This window comes from Actinomadura sp. K4S16 (assembly GCF_008327685.1).
Lineage (GTDB): Bacteria > Actinomycetota > Actinomycetes > Streptosporangiales > Streptosporangiaceae > Spirillospora.
Genome location: NZ_BDDE01000010.1, coordinates 690,789 through 709,359, shown reverse-complemented (window position 1 = coordinate 709,359; position 18,571 = coordinate 690,789). Strand labels below are relative to the sequence as shown.

At 74.2% G+C, this 18,571-nt stretch carries 18 protein-coding genes and 1 riboswitch; of the genes, 9 read left to right on the top strand and 9 right to left on the bottom strand.

Going from position 1 to position 18,571, the window contains the following annotated elements; translation table 11 throughout:
- Positions 1 to 146 precede the first annotated feature (146 nt).
- The 3 genes from K4S16_RS04070 to aroF all read right to left on the bottom strand — a co-directional run bounded on the left by K4S16_RS04070 (position 147) and on the right by aroF (position 3,317).
- A complete protein-coding gene (locus tag K4S16_RS04070; protein WP_149257405.1) occupies positions 147 to 1,049 on the bottom strand; it encodes a DUF5954 family protein in 903 nt (300 codons plus the stop codon).
- Between the two features lie 40 nt (positions 1,050 to 1,089).
- Entirely contained in the window at positions 1,090 to 2,058 is a 969-nt protein-coding gene (locus tag K4S16_RS04065) for a DMT family transporter (protein WP_149257404.1), read from the bottom strand.
- Positions 2,059 to 2,270: 212 nt separating this feature from the next.
- A complete protein-coding gene (gene aroF / locus K4S16_RS04060; protein WP_149257403.1) occupies positions 2,271 to 3,317 on the bottom strand; it encodes a 3-deoxy-7-phosphoheptulonate synthase in 1,047 nt (348 codons plus the stop codon).
- Positions 3,318 to 3,575: 258 nt separating this feature from the next.
- Here aroF and K4S16_RS04055 point away from each other — a divergent pair, with 258 nt between their 5' ends.
- The 5 genes from K4S16_RS04055 (at position 3,576) to K4S16_RS04030 (ending at position 8,754) form a co-directional block, all read left to right on the top strand.
- Positions 3,576 to 4,199: a sulfite oxidase-like oxidoreductase gene (locus K4S16_RS04055; protein WP_149257402.1), complete on the top strand. Its 624-nt coding sequence runs from the start codon at positions 3,576 to 3,578 to the stop codon at positions 4,197 to 4,199.
- A gap of 110 nt (positions 4,200 to 4,309) precedes the next feature.
- Positions 4,310 to 5,653 carry a histidine kinase gene (locus K4S16_RS04050; protein ID WP_149257401.1) on the top strand — a complete coding sequence of 448 codons (1,344 nt, stop codon included), beginning with the start codon at positions 4,310 to 4,312 and terminating at the stop codon, positions 5,651 to 5,653.
- A 77-nt stretch (positions 5,654 to 5,730) separates the two neighbouring features.
- On the top strand, positions 5,731 to 6,537 hold the full coding sequence (locus tag K4S16_RS04045; RefSeq protein ID WP_149257400.1) for a LytTR family DNA-binding domain-containing protein: 807 nt from the start codon (positions 5,731 to 5,733) through the stop codon (positions 6,535 to 6,537).
- On the top strand, positions 6,527 to 7,057 hold the full coding sequence (locus tag K4S16_RS44230; protein WP_160160847.1) for a hypothetical protein: 531 nt from the start codon (positions 6,527 to 6,529) through the stop codon (positions 7,055 to 7,057). The genes K4S16_RS04045 and K4S16_RS44230 overlap by 11 nt, the downstream gene beginning before the upstream one ends.
- Positions 7,054 to 8,754, top strand: a complete 1,701-nt coding sequence (locus K4S16_RS04030; protein WP_149257398.1) for a cation acetate symporter — start codon at positions 7,054 to 7,056, stop codon at positions 8,752 to 8,754. The genes K4S16_RS44230 and K4S16_RS04030 overlap by 4 nt, the downstream gene beginning before the upstream one ends.
- Positions 8,755 to 9,530: 776 nt before the next feature.
- On the opposite strand, the gene K4S16_RS04025 is transcribed toward K4S16_RS04030, so the two are convergent.
- The 6 genes from K4S16_RS04025 to thiO form a co-directional block, all read right to left on the bottom strand.
- Entirely contained in the window at positions 9,531 to 10,382 is an 852-nt protein-coding gene (locus K4S16_RS04025; protein ID WP_149257397.1) for a deoxyribonuclease IV, read from the bottom strand.
- Positions 10,383 to 10,402: 20 nt separating this feature from the next.
- The gene (gene pknB, locus K4S16_RS04020) at positions 10,403 to 12,328 is read right to left on the bottom strand and encodes a Stk1 family PASTA domain-containing Ser/Thr kinase (RefSeq protein ID WP_149257396.1); all 1,926 of its coding nucleotides are present in this window, start codon (positions 12,326 to 12,328) and stop codon (positions 10,403 to 10,405) included.
- A gap of 36 nt (positions 12,329 to 12,364) precedes the next feature.
- Positions 12,365 to 13,336, bottom strand: a complete 972-nt coding sequence (locus tag K4S16_RS04015; RefSeq protein WP_149257395.1) for a DMT family transporter — start codon at positions 13,334 to 13,336, stop codon at positions 12,365 to 12,367.
- Between the two features lie 139 nt (positions 13,337 to 13,475).
- A complete protein-coding gene (locus K4S16_RS04010) occupies positions 13,476 to 14,279 on the bottom strand; it encodes a thiazole synthase (protein ID WP_149257394.1) in 804 nt (267 codons plus the stop codon).
- Positions 14,280 to 14,281: 2 nt separating this feature from the next.
- On the bottom strand, positions 14,282 to 14,482 hold the full coding sequence (gene thiS, locus K4S16_RS04005) for a sulfur carrier protein ThiS (RefSeq protein ID WP_149257393.1): 201 nt from the start codon (positions 14,480 to 14,482) through the stop codon (positions 14,282 to 14,284).
- Positions 14,479 to 15,606 carry a glycine oxidase ThiO gene (gene thiO, locus K4S16_RS04000; RefSeq protein WP_149257392.1) on the bottom strand — a complete coding sequence of 376 codons (1,128 nt, stop codon included), beginning with the start codon at positions 15,604 to 15,606 and terminating at the stop codon, positions 14,479 to 14,481. Before thiO ends, thiS begins: the two co-directional genes overlap by 4 nt.
- Positions 15,596 to 15,709, bottom strand: a riboswitch (TPP riboswitch). (Overlaps the previous gene by 11 nt.)
- A gap of 118 nt (positions 15,710 to 15,827) precedes the next feature.
- On the opposite strand from thiO, the gene K4S16_RS03995 reads away from it, so the two are divergent.
- From K4S16_RS03995 to K4S16_RS44935, 4 genes are all read left to right on the top strand, one after another.
- The gene (locus K4S16_RS03995) at positions 15,828 to 17,045 is read left to right on the top strand and encodes an NAD(P)/FAD-dependent oxidoreductase (protein ID WP_149257391.1); all 1,218 of its coding nucleotides are present in this window, start codon (positions 15,828 to 15,830) and stop codon (positions 17,043 to 17,045) included.
- 78 nt (positions 17,046 to 17,123) lie between these two features.
- Complete coding sequence (locus K4S16_RS03990) at positions 17,124 to 17,498, top strand: Rv2175c family DNA-binding protein (RefSeq protein WP_149257390.1); 375 nt, start codon at positions 17,124 to 17,126, stop codon at positions 17,496 to 17,498.
- 108 nt (positions 17,499 to 17,606) lie between these two features.
- On the top strand, positions 17,607 to 18,293 hold the full coding sequence (gene thiE, locus K4S16_RS03985) for a thiamine phosphate synthase (protein WP_149257389.1): 687 nt from the start codon (positions 17,607 to 17,609) through the stop codon (positions 18,291 to 18,293).
- A gap of 89 nt (positions 18,294 to 18,382) precedes the next feature.
- A complete protein-coding gene (locus K4S16_RS44935) occupies positions 18,383 to 18,544 on the top strand; it encodes a hypothetical protein (RefSeq protein WP_200841674.1) in 162 nt (53 codons plus the stop codon).
- The last annotated feature ends 27 nt before the right edge of the window (positions 18,545 to 18,571 follow it).

The following is an 18,571-nucleotide window of genomic DNA, read 5'->3' as shown; positions in this document are numbered from 1 at the left end:
CGGCTTCGACCCGGGGTTGTCCGATCTCGCCCCGCCTCGGACCGGGGCGTTCCACCCGGCTCGCCTGGCCTGATCTGGCCCGGTGGGCCTGGCCGCCCCGGCCCGGCGGGCCGCCTGGCCGAGTGGGTGTCGGGTGTGCGGGCGGGTCAGCGGGCGTCGAAGTCCGTCCGGCGCGGGGGCTCGGGGCCGTCCGGGCCCAGCAGGGTGATCCGCTCGATGCGGACGATCCGGAAGCGGCGCCCCGCGACGGCGATGCCGTTGCGGCGCGTGCGGTCCTCCATCAGCTCCGCCGCCTCGGCGAACCGGGCGACGTCCACCGCGGCCGGGCTCTCCACCGCGGGCACCACGTGCCTGAAGTAGGTGGCCAGCGAGTCGCGGGCCTGCTGCGGCGCGTCGTACAGCCGGCCCACGGGCCGCCAGCGCCGCTCGCCGCGCTCGGCGACGGTGAACGCGGGCGCCAGCGCGACCGGGGTGAGGAACGCGCCGGACGGCTCGCTCCCCGTGGCCGCCGCCGCGTCCAGCACCTGGCAGAGCAGCTCGGCGGTCGCGAGGTCGGACGCCGGGCCGTCCTCCGGCAGCAGCTCGTACGCGCGGGCGGGCGGGACGCGCCCGGCCGCGGGCAGCGGGTCCAGGTCGGTCGGGCGGGGCGGCTCGGGCCCGTCCGGGCCGGTGCGGACCAGCTGCTCGATCCGCACGATCCGGAACCGCCGCCCGCCCGCGGCCACCTCGTCGGCCGGCTCGTGCCGCAGCGTCCGGGCCGCGGCCGCGAGCCCGCGCGCCGCCGCGCCGGAGCCGGGCGCCGCCCGGTCCTCCAGATGGTCGGCGAGGATCTCGCGCGTGCCCTGCGGCAGCGGGTCGAACGGGGTCACGACCTGCCAGCCGCCCGGAACCTGCTCGGCGGCCGCGAACACGGCCCCCAGGGCCACCAGTTCCGGGTAGGCGGACAGGGCGCGGCGGGCATCCGCCAGCAGCACCGCGGCGACCGGGTCGACCCCGTCCAGGTCCTCCGGGAAGAGCCGCCCCCCGGCGTCACCATCTCCCGTCGTCATGCCGGTCATCATCCTCGCCGCGCCGCGCCCGGCCAATGGTTCAGACCAATTCGTTACCGCCCTGTGCGCCCGAGCGGCGGCCGCGCCGCCGCCCGGGCGCCACGAGGACCACGAGGCTCGCCGCCAGCAGCACGAGGCCGCCCAGCGCCGCGCCGCCCAGCCGCTCGCCCAGCAGGGCCGTGCCGAGCACCGCTGCCACCGCCGGCTCCGCGAGGGTCAGGGTCGTCGCCGTCGTGGCGGGCGTCGTGCGCAGGCCCCGGGCGAACAGCAGGTAGCCGCCGCCCGTGGTGACCACGCCGAGGTAGAGCGCGATGAGCGAGCCGCTCCCGGTGAGCAGCCAGCCCGTCGGCCCGGCGAGCAGGACGGGGAGCAGCGGGACGGCCGCCGCCCCGAACAGCGCCGCGGCGACGGCCCGGTCCTCCTCGCCGCGGGTGATGAGGACGGACGCCACCGTCGCGTACACCGCGTACGACAGCCCGGACAGCAGCGCCAGCCCGATGCCGAGCGGCTCGGCGCCCGCGTCCCGGCCGCCGCCGACGAGCAGCGCGCAGCCCGCGACGGCGCCCGCCGTGGCGAGCGTCCACCGCCCGGTCAGGACGGCCCGGCGCGCGAGCAGCCCGAGCACGCCGCTGAACACGGGCGCGCTCCCGATCGTGACGACGGTGCCGACCGCGACGCCGGTACGGCCCGCGGCGACGAAGAACGCCGTCTGGTAGACGGCGATGGAGACCGCGCCGATGCCGACGAGCGGCAGGTTGCGGCGGTCGCCCAGCAGGCGGCGCAGCCCGGCGCCGCCGCGCGTGGACGCGGCGAGGGCCAGCAGCACCAGCCCGCCGATGACGATGCGGACCGCGGCGACCGAGTAGGGGGAGGCGCCGTCCGCGAACGTGCGGACGGTGCCGGTCGTCCCCCAGAGGGCGGCCGCCAGCAGGACGTCGGCGCCGCCGCGCCGGGCGCGGGCGGGCGAAGGCTTTTCGGACGCGCGCCGAAGAGAGGTGTTGTGCGACACGGAGAAGGGCTCCTGGGCTCGAATCGGAGGAGATGGTCCGGATTCGGGGCGCAGGACGGCGCGGCCGGGCGCACGCTCGCGCCGGGCCGTGTCGTGATCAGCAGGGAATGCGGTCGCCGCGCCCCGTCAGGAGCGCGGCGGTCCGCAATCAGGTGCCCAGTAAGCCATGGTTCAGGACGATACCCGCTACCGGGTCAGGCGGGGACGCGCGGTCACGCGGGGACGGCGTCGGGGTCCTCGCTCCTGGTGAGGGAGCGGCCGACGATCGGGGGCAGGTCGCGGACGAGCTTGGCGAGCTCGCGCAGGTCGCCGTCCACCAGGGCCTGCGAGCCGTCGCACAGCGCGGTCTCCGGGTGCGGGTGCACGTCGATGATCACGCCGTCGGCGCCGACCGCGATCGCCGCGCGGGTCAGCGGCAGGACGAGGTCGCGGCTGCCGCCCGAGTGCGACGGGTCCACGATCACCGGCAGGTGGGAGAGGCGCTGCGCCACCGGCACCGCGGAGATGTCGAGGGTGTTGCGGGTCGCGCGCTCGAAGGTGCGGATGCCCCGCTCGCACAGCACGATGTCGAGGTTGCCGCGCTGCGCGACGTACTCGGCGGCCATCAGCCACTCCTCGATCGTCCCGTTCATGCCGCGCTTCAGCATGACCGGCTTGCCGGACTCGCCGGCCGCCTGCAGGAGGGCGAAGTTCTGCGCGTTGCGGGTGCCGATCTGCAGCATGTCGGCGTAGGAGGCGACGAGGTCGACGTCGGCGGCGTCCACGACCTCGGTGACGATCGGCATGCCGGTCTCCTCGCGGACGTCGGCGAGGATCCGCAGCCCCGCCTCCCCGAGGCCCTGGAACGCGTAAGGGGACGTCCGCGGCTTGAACGCGCCCCCGCGCAGCAGCGTCGCGCCCGCGGCCTGCGCCATCTGCGCCGCGCCGAGGGTCTGCTCGGGGGTCTCCACCGCGCACGGGCCGGCGATCAGCGTCATGGTGCCGGGGCCGATGGGCACCCCGCCGACCCGGACTACCGAGCGTTCGCCGTGGTTCTCGCGGCTCACCAGCTTGTAGGGCGCCGAGATACGGATGACGTCGCTGACGCCGCGCATGCCGCGCAGGTTCAGCGTGCCGAACTGCTGGACGTCGCCCACCAGCCCGACGATGGTCCGCTCCACGCCGCGGCTGATGAAGGCGTCGCCTCCCGCCGTCTCGACCAGTGAGACGACGGCTCTGACATCCGCTTCGCTGGCCTCCGGGGCCATGACGACGACCATGGGTGTGCTGCCTCTCCTTCAGGCCCCGGGAAGCCGGTCCGTCCCCGGAACGGCGAAAGCCCCGGGCCGGCCGGCCCGGGGCTTTCGCCTTCGTGGTCTGTCAGCGCAGCGTCTGGCAGACCAGCCGTCCGGGCTGGTCGAGCCAAAAGAAATACACGACGTTGCGCACGGGCCCAAGCGTAGCCGATGTCCGGACGCGCGGCCCGCACGCACCCCGGATATGGCTCAGGTCACGCCGGATGGCAGGATGGCCGCGTCATGACGCACCCCGAACAGTCCGCGCCGCAGCCGGGCGAACTGCCCCCCGGGCAGTACGTCCCCCGGGGCTGGCCCGTCCTGCACTACGGTCCCGTGCCGAAGTTCCGTCCCAAGGACTGGGACTTCCGCGTCTTCGGCGCCACCGAATCGGGGGAGCAGCACCGCTGGACCTGGGACGAGTTCGACGCGCTGCCGAAGGCCCGGTCGGTCGCCGACTTCCACTGCGTCACCAAGTTCACGATCCCGGGCAACGAGTGGGAGGGCGTCCCCGGCACGGCGATCACGGAGCTGGCGCCGCCCGCGCCCGACGTCACGCACGTCATGGTCTGGGCCGAGTACGGCTACAGCGCCAACATCCGGATGAGCGACTTCCTCGCCGAGGGGACGATGTTCGCCACCCACCACGACGGCGAGCGGCTCACGCCCGACCACGGCTTCCCCCTCCGCATCGTCATCCCGCACCTGTACGCGTGGAAGAGCGTGAAGTGGGTCCGGGGCGTCGAGTACCTGGTGAAGGACCGCCGGGGCTTCTGGGAGGAGCGCGGCTACCACAACGTCGCCGACCCGTGGCGCGAGCAGCGCTACTCCTACCAGGAGGACGAGGGCGAATCGCCCCCGCTGTGATTGGTCCGCCGGGCGGGCCGGCCGCGCGGGCCGAGCGTGTCCCATTCGAGACCTCGGTATATCGGCAACAGCCGCACCCGCGGCGATGATAGCCATTACCGTACGTTTCCATGGACCTACCGTCCGTCACAGATGTCGTGGTGTGCGCCGCGGCGGCCGGGGTCAGCGGGGTCTGGGCGCCGCGCAGGTGGTGCCTCCTGCCGCGGCGCGGGCCCGCCGAGCCCGCGGAGTCGGCGGCGTTCGCCGCCCTGCACCTGATCGCGCACGCCGCGCCCCCGCTGCGGGCCGGGCTCACCGGCGACGCGGCGCGCAGGTCGACCCGGCTGCTGCGGGCGCTGCTCGGCGCCGAGGCGGTCGCGATCGTGGCGGTGCGCCCGCCGGACGACCCGGACGGCCCCGACGATCCAGGTGATCCCTCCGAGCCGGACGGTCCGGCCCAGGCGGGGGCGGGCGGGCGCGACGCCCCGCGCTTACTGGCCTGGGACGGCGCCGGCCGCGGCGCCCACGCCGACGAGGCGGTCGCGCACGCGCTGCCGGTCCTGGCCTCCGGCCGGCCCCGGGTCATCGCGCCCGAGCCGCTCGCGTGCGGCGACCCGCGCTGCGGCGTCCAGGTGGCGATGGTCGCCCCGCTCACCGTCGAGGGCCGCGTCGAGGGGGCGCTGACCGCGTACTGGCCGAGCCCGTCCACCGCGCGGGTCCGCGCGGTCGGGGAGGCGGCCCGGCTCGTCACCGGCCAGCTCGAACTGGCCGAGCTCGACTCCGCCCGCGTCCGCCTCGCCGAGGCCGAGCTGCGGGCGCTGCGCGCGCAGATCTCCCCGCACTTCGTCTACAACTCGCTGACCACGATCGCCTCGTTCGTCCGCACCGATCCCGAGCGCGCCCGCGGCCTGCTGCTCGACTTCGCCGACTTCGCCCGCTATTCGTTCCGCAACCCGCGCGACTTCACCACGCTCGCCGACGAGCTCCGCTCGATCGACCGCTACCTGCTGTTGGAGCGCGCCAGGTTCGGCGACCGGCTGCGGTGCGACGTCGAGGTCGCGCCGGAGGTCCTGCCGGTCGCCGTTCCGTTCCTGGCGCTCCAGCCGCTCGTGGAGAACGCCGTCCGGCACGGCATGGCGGGCGGGCGCGAGGCGTTCCACATCTCGATCACGGCCCGCGACTCGGGCGCCGAGGCCGCGATCAGCGTCGAGGACGACGGGATCGGCATGGACCCCGAACGGCTCGAGGAGATCCTCTCGGCGCCGCTCGGACGCCCCGGGCCCACCGGCTGGGGGAGCGTGGCGACCCACGACCGGCCGGAGGGCGGCCCCGGCATCGGCCTCGCGAACGTCGACGCGCGCATGCGCCAGGTCTACGGCGAGGAGTACGGGCTCACCGTCGAGACAGCGCTCGGCGCCGGAACCAAGGTCAATCTGCGCGTTCCGAAGTACCGTCCCGGCGTCTTTCCCGACTGAGGGGCGATCCGGGCGACACGCCACTCACTTTTTGGAACCGATTGCGGACAGACGGTAATCGCGGCAAAGTCGCCCTCATGCTTCACGTCCTCGCCGTCGACGATGAACGCCCCGCCCTGGAGGAGCTGACCTACCTGCTCCGCAAGGACCCGCGGATCGGGCGGGTCACCGGGGCGGCGGACGCCTCGTCCGCGCTGCGCGACCTGAGCCGCATGCTCGTCGACGGCGAGCGCCTCGACGCCGTGTTCCTCGACATCCGCATGCCGGGGCTCGACGGGCTCGACTTCACCCGGCTGCTCACCGGGTTCGCCGCGCCGCCGCCCGTGGTGTTCGTGACCGCGCACGACGACTGCGCCGTCGCAGCCTACGAGCTCGGCGCCCTCGACTACCTGCTGAAGCCCGTCCGCCCGGAGCGGCTCGCCGTGGCGGTCGGGCGGGTGGCGTCGGCCGCGCGCCGGACGTCCGGGACCGCGGGGGAGGCCGCCCCCGACCCCGACGACGAGATGATCCCCGTCGAGCTCGGCGGGCGGACGCGCCTGGTGTCCCGCCGCGCGGTGACCCACGTCGAGGCGAAGGGCGACTACGTCCGGCTGCACACCGCCGACGGCGGCTACCTGGTCCGCATGCCGCTGTCGGCGCTCTCCAAGCGGTGGGAGGGGGCGGGCTTCATCCGGATCCACCGCAGCACCCTCGTCGCGGCGGCGCACATCACCGAGCTGCGCTTCGACGGCGGCCGGGCGGCCGTCCAGATCGGCGACGAGCTGCTGCAGGTCAGCCGCCGCCACACCCGCGAGGTCCGCGACCTGTTCGTCCGCAGGTTCCACCAGCCGGACGGGGACCCAGGAGGCCCCGGAGACGCCGGGGAGGGTACCGATGACCGATGAACGCCGCGAGACCGCCGCCGGAGGGGCGGCCGTCCGCCCCCGCGCGCTGCCGGAGGGCGCGGCGCCGGGCACTGCGGAGAGCGCCGGGACCGGCACCGCCGGCGCCGAGGCGCCCGCGGCCGACCAGGCGGACCCCGATCCGCCCGATACCGCCCTGGCCGATCCCGCGCCGTTCGATACGGACCCGGCCGATTCCGACCTGACCGATATCGATGCGGTCCGCGCCGTCCCGCCCCTTCCCGGTCCGCCCATCGGCGCCGCCGAGACCCGCGCCCTCATCCGCACCCAGCTGCGCACCGCCCTCGGCACCGGCGCGTTCGTCATGGCCGTGGTGACGGCGCTCCCGGTGCTGATGGCGCTCGTCCCGGCGGTGGCCCGCGCCCGCGTCCACGGCGTCCCGCTGCCCTGGCTCGTCCTCGCGTTCGGCATCCAGCCGGTCTGGGTCGCGGTGTCGCTCCGCCAGTTCGCCCGGGCCGAGCGCGCCGAGCGCGAACTGGCGAGACCGGCGGGCCGGCGATGACCGCCGTGGCGGTCGCGGCGCTCCTCGCACTGCTGGTGACGACCGCCGCCGTCGGCGCCTACGACCGCCGCTCCGCCTGCGCCGCGGGCGACCTCCTGACCGCCTCCCGGGGCGTCACCCCCTGGCGGAACGCCTCGGCGATCAGTGGCGAGTACCTGTCCGCCGCCGCGTTCCTCGGCACCGCCGGGCTGGTGCTCGCCTACGGCGCCGACATGCTGTGGCTGCCGGTCGCGGCGACCGCCGGATACGTCCTGCTCCTGGCGTTCGTGACCGCGCCCCTGCGGAGGTCCGGCGCCTACACCGTCTCCGACTTCGCCGAGTGGAGGCTCGGCTCGCCGGCCGTGCGGCGCATCGTCACCTGCTGCGTCTGCTTCATCGGCTGGTTCTACCTGCTGCCCCAGTTCCAGGGCGCGGGCGTGACGCTGCGCGTGATGACCGGCGCCCCGGTGTGGGCGGGCTGGGCTGTCGTCGTCGCGGTCACGCTGCTGCTGGTCACCTCCGGCGGGATGTACAGCATCACCGCCGTCCAGAGCTTCCAGTTCTGGGTGAAAGTGGTCGCCCTCGCCGTGCCCGCCGCGGCGCTGCTGCTCATGTGGAACATGGACGGCCGCCCCGACCCCGTAGGCGAGGGGCCCGCGCGGTTCGCGCACACCACCCGGGTCCACGTGCGCACCGAGGTCGAGGTGGTCGCCCCCGCCGCCGTCATCGTCACCGCCCGCGGACGCGTGGACGGCGTCCGCCGCGACGGCGGGGCGATGACCCTGACCGCGGGCCGGCACGCCATCGGCCAGGCCACCGAGGTGGTCTTCCCGGCCGGCGCGCCGGTGCCCCATGCCGACCGCCTGCCCGTCCAGGACGGCGAGACCTGGGCCACCCCGTTCGGCCGCGGCCAGGAGCACGGCCTCTACCGCACCTACTCTGCGCTCCTGGGCATCCTGCTCGGCACCATGGGGCTGCCCCACATCCTCATGCGCTTCTACACGAACCCGAGCGGAAGCACCGCCCGCCGCACGGCGGCGCTGGTGCCGGTCCTCCTCGCGCTCTTCTGGGTCTTCCCCGCCATCTACGCGGCCATGGGACGCCTCTACGCGCCCGAACTGCTGATGACCGGCGACACCGACGCGACCGTCCTGCTGCTGCCCCAGCGCGTCCCCGGACCGGCCGGAGCGCTGCTCACCGCGCTCATCACCCTCGGCGCCTTCGCCGCGTTCATATCCACCTCCTGCGGCCTCGTCGTCGCCATCGCCGGGACGGTCACCCAGTGCGCCCGCCGCAGAGGCACCGCGTCCTTCCGCACCGCCACGGTGCTCGCGCTCGCCGTCCCGCTCGTCCTGCTCCCCAGGATCGGCGCGCAGAGCGCCGCGGGCCTCGTCGCCCTCGCCCTGTGCGTGTCGGCGTGCTCCCTGTGCCCGCTCCTCGTCCTCGCCATCTGGTGGCGCGGCCTGACCGCCGCCGGCGCCGCCGCAGGCCTGCTCGTCGGCGGCGGCCTCGCCGTCGCGGCCGGCGTCCTGCACCTCTACGAGGTCCCCCTGACCGGCTGGCCCGCCGCCGCCGTGGCCGAGCCCGCCGCGCTGGTCGCCCCCGCCGCGTTCGCGGTCATGGTCGCCGTGTCCCTCCTGACCCGCCGCCGCGTCCCCCGCCGCGCCGACCGCGCCCTGACGAGACTGCACCTCCCCGAGGACGTGTACGCGCGTTGAGTCCCGCCTTGCGGCATTTGCGACGCCCCCACCTGCCGCGACCCGGCAGCGGGAACCGCTCGTCCCGCCTCACGGACCGCTCATCGACTGACTACGCTCCGTATATCTCTGACTACACACCGTTCATCGAGTGCCGGGCCGTCTTGGGGCCCACAGGCGGCGCCGCCCCTCTAGTGTTCTCAGTGGCACCACACGCCACACCGCCCAAGGAGGGGCGGGCGGCCCCCCGGCCGCGAACCCTCCCACAAGAGCAAATCCGGAGATCCGGCGCCACATGCCGGATCGTGAGTCGCAGGATCCCGTACCGGGGGGGTGGGATCCCGCGACCTGTGGCTCGGGCGTCGCTGAACAGTCGGGGGGTTGTCCAGCGGCGCCCGAGCTGTTTTTATTGCTTTTTTCTCCTCCTTCGGGCCTGGCGGCCCTCCATCGTCGATAAAAGCGGGCGATCGCTGGCATCGCTCCGTCTCGCCTTGCGGCTCGCTGCGCGATCAGTTTCTTGCTTCGCTCGAAACTGCCTTCGGACGCGATCGCGGCCCCCAGGTTGTCGCGTGGTGCTGTAGTGGCTGAAGTCGTTGCAGTAGTGGGTTTCTGCTTGTGGGCGGGGCTCGCCTGGCGGCTCGCTGCGATTTGATTCTCGCTTCGCTCGAACCTGGCCTGGGGGGCGATCGCAGATACGCGGCGTCGGAACCGGAGCAGGCTGACTGGATCCGCGATGTGCCTAGTGCGCTGGGGATGGATCAGGAGCCCTAGGCGTGGCCTTGTGCCCGGCGGTCGGGTTAGGGGGTGTCTCTAAGGCGTTTTAGGGTTTCTATGTCTTTGGCGTGGGGGGCGGGGGCTCGGCCTGGGGTTTCGATTATGAAGGGGACGCCTGTTGTGGCGGGGTGGTTGAAGAGGTCGGCGAAGGGGGGCTCGCCTATTTGGCCGGCGCCTATGTTCTCGTGGCGGTCCTTGGCGGAGGCGCAGGCGTCCTTGGAGTCGTTGGCGTGGACCAGTTTCAGGCGGCCTTCGCCTACAGCGGCCACCAGGGCGTCGAGGGTGTCCTTGGCGCCGCCGGGGGCGGTCAGGTCGTGGCCGGCGGCCCAGGCGTGGCAGGTGTCGAAGCAGACGCCGAGCTTCGGGTGGTGGTCGAGGCGCTCGAAGAAGGGGCCCAGGTCCTGGACCTTGGCGCAGAGCATGTTGTTCTGGCCGGCCATGGGCTCCAGGAGCAGGTCGGGGCCGTCCTCGGGGATCTCGTCGAGGAGGGGGAGGACGTGGTCGCGGATCTGGGCCATGGCCTCGTCGTAGGTCCGGGTCACGGCGGAGCCGGTGTGGACGACGACGCCGCGGGCGCCGATGGCGCGGCCCCGGGTCAGGGAGTGGCGGACGGCCGCCAGCGACTTCTCCAGCGTCTCCGGGGTGGGGGAGCCGAGGTTGACCAGGTACGGGGCGTGCACGTAGACGGGGAGGCCGCCGTCCCGGAGCTTGGCGTCCTCGGCGGGCTTGCCCTCGGGCAGGGCCCAGCCGCGCGGGTTGGAGACGAACACCTGGAGCGCCTCGGCGCCGATCTCCGCGGCGTACTTCAGGCCGCCGGTGGCGAGGCCGCCGGCCACGGGCACGTGTGCCCCGACGGGGCTGATGGGTGAGGTCATGGCGCGTTCAGACTAGCCGCTCAGGGACCCCGGACGATCGTGATGGTGGAGCCGCGCGGGGCCTCGCCGCTGTTCGGGGACTGGAAGCGCACGGTGTTGCCGCCGAAGCCCGTCACGTTCACCCGGAAGCCGGAGTCCTCCAGGGCGCGCTTCGCCTCGCCCACGCGGCGGCCGGTCAGGTCCGGGACGGGGACGTTCTGGTTGCCGTCGCCGTCCTTGCAGCCGAGATGGACGTCGCCCACGTCGAGGATGCAGTCGCGCTTGTTGACGACGATGGTGACCTCGTCGCCGCGGGAGACGCCGGTGCCCTCGGACGGGTCCTGGCTGATGACCGTGTCGGGCTGCTTGCCCTCCACCTGCTTCTTCTGGACGGTGACGTTCAAGCCCATGGAGCGCAGCTGGTTGGCGGCGGAGTCGCCGTTCTGGCCGAGGAGGCCGGGCATCGACATGCCGCTGGAGACGACGACGGCGACCGGCTCGTCGGGGGACTGCTTCTCGCCCGCGCCCGGGTCGGTGCTGATGACGTCGCCCCTGGCGACGGTCTGCGAGGGGGTGGTGCTCGTCCGGCCGACGGTGAAGCCCTTGTCCTCCAGGGTCTTCTTGGCGTCGGCGACGGACTTGCCCTCGACGTCGGGCACCTCGCGGGGCGTGATGCCCTTCGACGGCGTGAGCGTGACCGTCTGGCCCTTGGCGACGCGTGCGCCGGCGGGCGGGTCGGACTTGGCGACGCCGCCCTTGTGGACGCGGTCGCTGTAGACCGCCTTGGCGGTGCGCACGTCCAGGCCGTCGGACTCCAGCTGGTCGCGGGCGTCGGCGACCTTCATCCCGATGATCGAGGACGGGACGTGCTCGTACTGGCCGGACGTCTGGTACCAGACGGCCCAGCCGAGGATGACGGCCGCGATCAGCCCGAGGGCGACCATGACGTAGCGGCCGGTCAGGGCGCCGATCGCGCGGTCGGTGCGGGTGGGGCGCGGGACGTACTCGGGCGCCATGGTGTCGGCGTCCAGGAGGGCGGTGCGGCCGTGGGCGGGCGGCGGCGCCTCCAGCACGCTCGTGGCGTTGCGGGACGACTCCTCGACGCGCCGGTCGAAGTCGCGCGGCAGGCCGCCGAACACCTCGGCGACCTCGGCCAGGTACTGGTTCGCGTCCTGCGGGCGGCGGGCCGGGTCGTGGCTCGTGGCGTCGGTGACCAGGGCGTCCACCCGCGCGGGGATGCCGGGGACGACGCTCGACGGCGGCGGCACCGTCTCGTTCACGTGCTTGTAGGCGACGGCGAGGGGCGTGTCGCCCTGGTGCGGCAGCCGCCCGGTCATCAGCTCGAACAGCATGGTCCCGGCGGCGTACACGTCGGAGCGGACGTCGGCGTTGCCGGACAGCACCTGCTCGGGCGCCAGGTAGCCGACCGTTCCGATGATCATGCCGGTCTTGGTCATCTTGCTCGCGGTCTCGGCCCGCGCGAGGCCGAAGTCGGCGACCTTGACCTGGCCGTCCTCGGTGATCAGTACGTTCTCGGGCTTGACGTCGCGGTGCACCAGGCCGGCCCGGTGCGCGGCGCCGAGCGCGGCCAGCACCGGCTGCATGATCTCCAGGGCGGCGCGCGGGCCGAGCCTGCCGAGCGAGTTCAGCGCGTCGCGCAGGGTGCGGCCGGCGACGTACTCCATCACCAGGTAGACGTGCTCGCCGTCGGTGCGCTGGTCGTAGACGGCGACGACGTTCGGGTGGGACAGCGCCGCGGCCGCCTTGGCCTCGCCGATGAAGCGGGCGACGAAGTCCTCGTCGGAGGCGAGCCCCGCGTGCATCACCTTGATCGCGATGATGCGGTCGAGCCGGAGGTCGCGCGCGAGGTAGACCGTGGCCATGCCGCCGCGGGCGATGCGGGACTCAATGCGGTAGCGCCCGTCGAGCACCCGCCCGACGAGTGGATCAGCAACCGTCGTGTCCATCGATGCGAGTTTACGGGGGAATCCCCGCGGATCTCATCAGTCGCGAGTATGAGCATCGACGAGTCCGGAGGGCGACTCCTCCGGGGCGGCGGGTGCGGGAGCGACGGGCGGGACGCGGCGGCGGAGCGTCCGCGTGCTGCGGGAGACGGCCACGCCGGTGAGGCACAGCAGCCCGCCGCCGAGGGTGACCAGGCCGGGGACCTCGTCCAGGAACAGCCACGACATCATGACCACGAGGGCGGGCGCGGCGTAGGTGGTGGCGCCCATCTTCCCGGCGGACGTGCGGGCCAGCGCGTACCCCCAGGTCGTGAACGCGAGCGCGGTCGGGAAGACGCCCAGGTAGACCATGTTGAGGGTGGCGCCCGCGGGGGCGTCCGCGGCCTGCGAGACGAGCTGCCCGGAGAACGGCAGGCAGGCCGCCGCGCCGATCGCGCAGGCGAAGGTGGTGAACTGGAGCGACGACGCGTGCCTCAGCGCCGGCTTCTGGGCGACGACGCCCGCGGCGTAGGTGACCGCGGCCGCCAGGCAGAGCAGCACCCCGCCGACGGACGAGCGGCCCTCGCCCGACATCGACAGCCCCACGACGGCGGCGCCGGTGAACGAGACGGCCATGCCGAGCACCAGCCGGGACGACAGGCCCTCCTTCAGCAGCCAGCCGCCGAGCAGCGCGATGAGGATCGGCCCGATGTTGACGACGAGGGCGGCGGTGCCCGCGTCCACGAGCTGCTCGCCCCAGTTCAGCACGACCATGTAGCAGCCGAACCACAGGAGGCCCGCGGTGACGATGCCGGGCCAGGCCGCCTTGGGCGGCAGGCCCTCGCGCCGGACGAGCCAGAGCGCCCCCAGCACGACCGTCCCGGAAAGGAGGCGGCCGAGGGCGAGCGCGCCGGGGCTGTACTCGTCGCCCGCGCTGCGGATCGCGACGAAGGCCGAGGCCCAGAACACCACCGTGACCGTTGCCGCCGCCACCGCTAGCTTGTCGACGCGCGCGCCGCTTTCCTGCTGCATGTCACGCACCTTAGGTAGGGGATGTTTCCACCGACACCGAAGCGTTTCGCGCGGTTGCGGCTCCGGTGGACGGATTCAGTCTGTGGTGCCCGACATTTCAGGTCTAGCGAATATTTCTACAGGTGGGTCTTTAGCGTCGCTACGACGTCGCCAGGCCCTCGAACGGGGAGGACGCCTGGGCGTAGCGGCGCTTGGGGATGCGTCCGGCGAGCCGCGCGAGCCGCCCCGCCTCGACCGCGTGCCGCATCGCCGCGGCCATCCGCGCCGGGGACTGCGCGCGGGTGACGGCGGTCGCGAGGAGCACCGCGTCGCAGCCGAGCTCCATGGCGAGGGCGGCGTCCGACGCCGTGCCGAGCCCCGCGTCCAGGATCACCGGGACGTTCGCGCGCTCCACGATCAGCTCGATGTTGTGCGGATTGCGGATGCCGAGCCCCGACCCGATCGGGGAGCCGAGCGGCATCACGGCGGCGCAGCCGAGCTGCTCCAGCCGGTGCGCCAGCACCGGGTCGTCGTTGGTGTAGGGCAGGACGGTGAAGCCGTCGTCGACGAGCTGCTCGGCGGCCTCGACCAGCTCGATCGGGTCGGGCAGCAGCGTGCGCTCGTCGGCGATCACCTCCAGCTTGACCCAGTCGGTGCCGAGCGCCTCCCGGGCGAGCTTGGCGGTCAGGACGGCCTCGCCCGCGGTGAAGCAGCCGGCGGTGTTCGGCAGCACCCGGATGCCGCACTCGGCCAGCACGTCCAGCACCGAGCCGCGCGCGGCCGGGTCCACCCGGCGCATCGCGACCGTGGTGAGCGCGGTCCCCGACGCGGTGAGCGCCTCGCGCAGCACCGCCATGCTGGGCGCCCCGCCCGTGCCCATGATCAGCCGCGAGTCCAGCTCCTCGCCCGCGATGACCAGCCCGTCGGTGCCGGTGTTCCCTGTGCCGCTGTTCCTCGTGTCCATCCTCACCCTCCCTGGACCGCGGTCAGCACCTCGACGCGGTCGGCGTCCTTCAGGGGCGTGGCCTCCCAGGCCGAGCGCCGGACGACCTCGTCGTTCAGCGCCGCGGCCACGCCCGTCGCCGCGGCCGTGACGGACGCGACGACCTCGGCCACGCTCGCGCCCTCGGGCAGCTCGCGCGGCTCACCGTTGACGATCACCTTCATGCGCTCACCTCGGGGGAGAAGCGGTCGGGGGCGAACGGCCCGGCGACCTCGGGGACGGGCCCGTCCAGCAGCATCGCGGACAGGATGTCGGCGCTCACCGGCGTGAGCAGGATGCCGTTGCGGAAGTGCCCGGTGCCGACGAACAGGCCGGCCAGCGAGGTCGGCCCCATCACGGGCGCGTTGTCGGGGGAGCCGGGCCGCAGCCCGGCGGTGACCTCCGCGAACTCCAGCTCGGTGATGCCGGGCAGCAGCTCGCGGGCGTCGCGCAGCAGCTCCCACAGCCCGCCGGCGGTGACGCGCGTGTCGAAGCCCAGCTCCTCCTGCGTGGCGCCGAGGACGATCTCGCCGTCCGGGCGCGGCACCAGGTAGACCGAGGATCCCCGGACGAGGCCGCGGGTAGGCCGCCGCAGGAACGGCGTCCGGGTGCGCAGCCGGATCACCTGCCCCTTCACCGGGCGGACGGGTGGAACGGTCCCGGGGGGCAGCCCGCCGACGTCGCCCGACCACGGGCCCGCGGCCAGCAGCACCCGGTCCGCGCGGATCACGGTGCCGTCGTCCAGGCCGACTCCGACGGCCGCGTCGTTCTCGACGACGACGCGCGCGGCCCGCCGCCGGACGAGCCGGACGCCCAGCCGCTCGCACGCGGCCAGCAGCGCGGGGGCGAGCCTGCGGGGGTCGACCGATCCGTCCCGCGGAGCGAGCAGGCCGCCGCGCACGCCGGGCGCGAGCATCGGCTCCAGCCGCCGGCACTCCCGGCCGGTGAGCGCCTCCGCGGGGATGCCGAGGTGCTCCTGGAAGCGGCGCAGGTCGTCCAGGTACCGCAGGTCGTCGGAGTCGAACGCGACCTCGATGATCCCGTCGGTGCGGTAGCCGGTCTCCAGGCCGGTCAGCTCCTCCAGCTCCGCGACGAACGCGCCGTAGCGGTCGCGGGAGGCGAGGCCGAGCCGCAGCAGCGGCTCCTCGCCGTAGGTCAGCTCGCTGACGGGGGTCAGCATGCCCGCCGCGACGGAGGAGGCGCCCGACGCGGGCGCGGGGTCGACGAGGGTGACGGCGGCGCCGCCGGCGGCGGTGCGCCAGGCGGTGGCCAGGCCGACCACCCCGGCGCCGATGATCGCTATCTCCATGCGCGCTCCCTTCGCCGGCATGATCCGGATCAGGTCCTGGCGGTCGGCGGCCCGTTCAGCCGCCCTCTCAGCCCGGTCGCACCGGACTCCCGCGCTTTGTTCTGTTCTGTGCAGGTTTCTGCTCGTCACCACCTTACGACCTCGGGGGAGCGGGCGGCTGATTGGACACCTGTCCACCCACCTGTCCGTCCGCGGAACGCGGGCCGTTAATGTGGCCTTCCATGGACAGGGTCATCGTCGTGGGTGGTGGGCTGGCCGGCGTGCGCGCCGTGGAGGCCCTGAGGAGCAAGGGGTACGAGGGCGCGCTGACCCTCCTGTCGGCGGAACGGCACCGGCCCTACGACCGGCCGCCGCTGTCGAAGGCCGTCCTCGCGGGAGAGTCCGACGACACGACCGTGGACGCCGACTGGGACGCGCTGCGCTGCGAGCTGCTGCTCGGCGAGCGCGCCACCGGCCTGCGGCTGGACGAGCCCGGACGCGGCGGGACGGTGGCCTCCACGGTGGGCGACCTCCCCTTCGACGGCCTGGTGATCGCGACCGGTGCCGCCCCGATCACCCTGCCCGGGGACGGGCGCCAGCACGTGCTGCGCACCATCGACGAGGCCCGCGACCTGCGCGCCCGGCTCGTCCCGGGCGCCCGCATCGTGATCGTCGGGGCGGGCTGGATCGGCGCCGAGGTCGCCACCACCGCGGCCCGCAAGGGCTGCGCGGTCACCGTCGTCGAGGCGGCCGACACGCCCCTGGCGGGCGCGGTCGGGCCCGAGGTCGGCGCGCTCACCGCCCCCTGGTACGCGGAGGCCGGCGTCGAGCTGCGGACCGGGGTCAAGGTCGCCGAGGTGCGCGGGGGCGGCCTCGCCCTCGCCGGGGGCGGGCGCATCGACGCCGACGAGGTGGTAGTGGGCATCGGGGTCAGGCCCGTCCTGTCGTGGCTTGAGGGCTCGGGGCTGCTGCTGGAGCGCGGCGTCGTGACCGACGGCTCGTTCCGGACCTACGCGGGCGAGGAGGCCCCCGGCGCGCTGCGCCCGGACGTCGTCGCGGTCGGCGACTGCGCCGCCTGGTGGTCGCACCGGTACGGCCGGCGGCTCCTCGTCGAGCACTGGGACACCGCCCTGAACGCCCCCGAGACCGCCGCCCTGGCCCTCCTCGGCCGGGAGGCCGTCTACGACGCCGCCCCGTACTTCTGGTCGGAGCAGTTCGGGCGCATGGTCCAGTACGCGGGCGACCACTCGGCGTCCGAGCGGCTCGTGCGCCGGGGCGACCCGTCCGGCCGCAAGTGGGCGCTGGTGTGGCTGACCGGCGACCGCCTCGACGCGGTCCTCACCGTCGACCGGCCCCGCGACCTGGTGCAGGCGCGGCGGGTGATCGCGGCGGGGACGCCCGTGGATCCGGAGGCGATCGCCGACCCGGACGTGCCCGTCCGGCAGGCCGTTCGCGGATAGCGATCGGCGATGGAGGGTAACGGCTGCGCACCGGGTTTGAGTCTTCCGAAGGCGTGGTAGCAAGGGGGCGTGACGCAGATGCACGCAACCGTTGACAGCGCACTGGACCCCCGCACCGACGCCCTGGCCGGCGAGTGGCTCACCCTCAAGGAGACCGCCGACAGGCTCGGGATCAAGCCCAACCGGATCAAGCAGCTCATCCACGAGCACCGCATCCTCGCGGTGCGCCGGGGCGGGGAGCCGATGGTCCCCGCGGCCTTCATCAAGGACGGCCAGGTCATCAAGGGTCTGCCCGGCACGCTGACCCTCCTGTCGGACGCCGGCTTCGACGACGCCGAGACGATCCGGTGGCTGTTCACGGCCGACGACACGCTGCCGGGGACGCCGGTGGACGCGCTCACCGAGAACCGGGGGACCGAGGTCCGCCGCCGCGCCCAGGCGCTCGCCTTCTAGGCCGCCTCCGGCGCCGTACGACGCACGTGACACGATCGCGGGGTCGCGCGCGGCAGGTCAGCACGCGCGCGATCCCTTGATCATCTGTCGAAAGGACGTTCCCCGGCCGTGTCCAGGCATCTCCCGTCCGAGCACGCCGTCGCGCTGCGCGCCCGGCTCAGCCGCGCCCGCCTCTACCTCTGCACGGACGCGCGGGAGCGCCAGGGGGACCTGCCGGCCTTCCTCGACGCGGTGCTCGCGAACGGCGTCGACATCGTCCAGCTCCGCCAGAAGGGCCTGGAGGCCCGGCAGGAGACGGCCCACCTGGAGGTGTTCCGCGCGGCGTGCGAGCGGCACGGGGCGCTGCTGGCCGTCAACGACCGCGCCGACATCGCGCACGCCGTCGGCGCGGACGTGCTGCACCTCGGCCAGGACGACCTGCCCGTGCCCGCCGCCCGCGAGATCGTCGGGGGCGACATGCTGATCGGCCGGTCGACGCACTCCGGGGAGCAGGCGTCGGCGGCGGCGGCCGAGCCCGGCGCCGACTACTTCTGCGCGGGCCCGGTGTGGCCCACGCCGACCAAGCCCGGCCGTCCCGCGCCCGGCCCCAAGCTGCTGGAGTACGTCGCGGCGCAGCGCGTCGCGCGGCCGTGGTTCGCGATCGGCGGCATCGACCTCGGCAACCTGGACGAGGTCCTCGCCGCGGGCGCGGAGCGCGTCGTGGTGGTCCGGGCGATCACCGAGGCCGGTGACCCGGGCGCCGCCGCGGCGGAGTTCGCGCGCCGGCTGGCCGCCCGGCCGCTCGGCACGGCCTGACCGGAACGATCGGAACAGCACGGGCGGATCCGCGCGAATTGCCGCGGATCACGGTGCGGACTCCGGCCGGATCGCCGACAATGGGGATCATGAGCGTGGGACCCGACGACGACCGCACGGTCGAGCTGGACGACGACCTGGAGATCCTGCCGGACCAGACGTCCGACGACACCGACACCGGGTGGGGCGAGTGGCGCGCCGGCGGCGACGACGACTCGCGCCTGCTGGAGGACCGCCCGCCGCACTGGTGACGGGCCCTTCTGCTCGGACCGGGACGC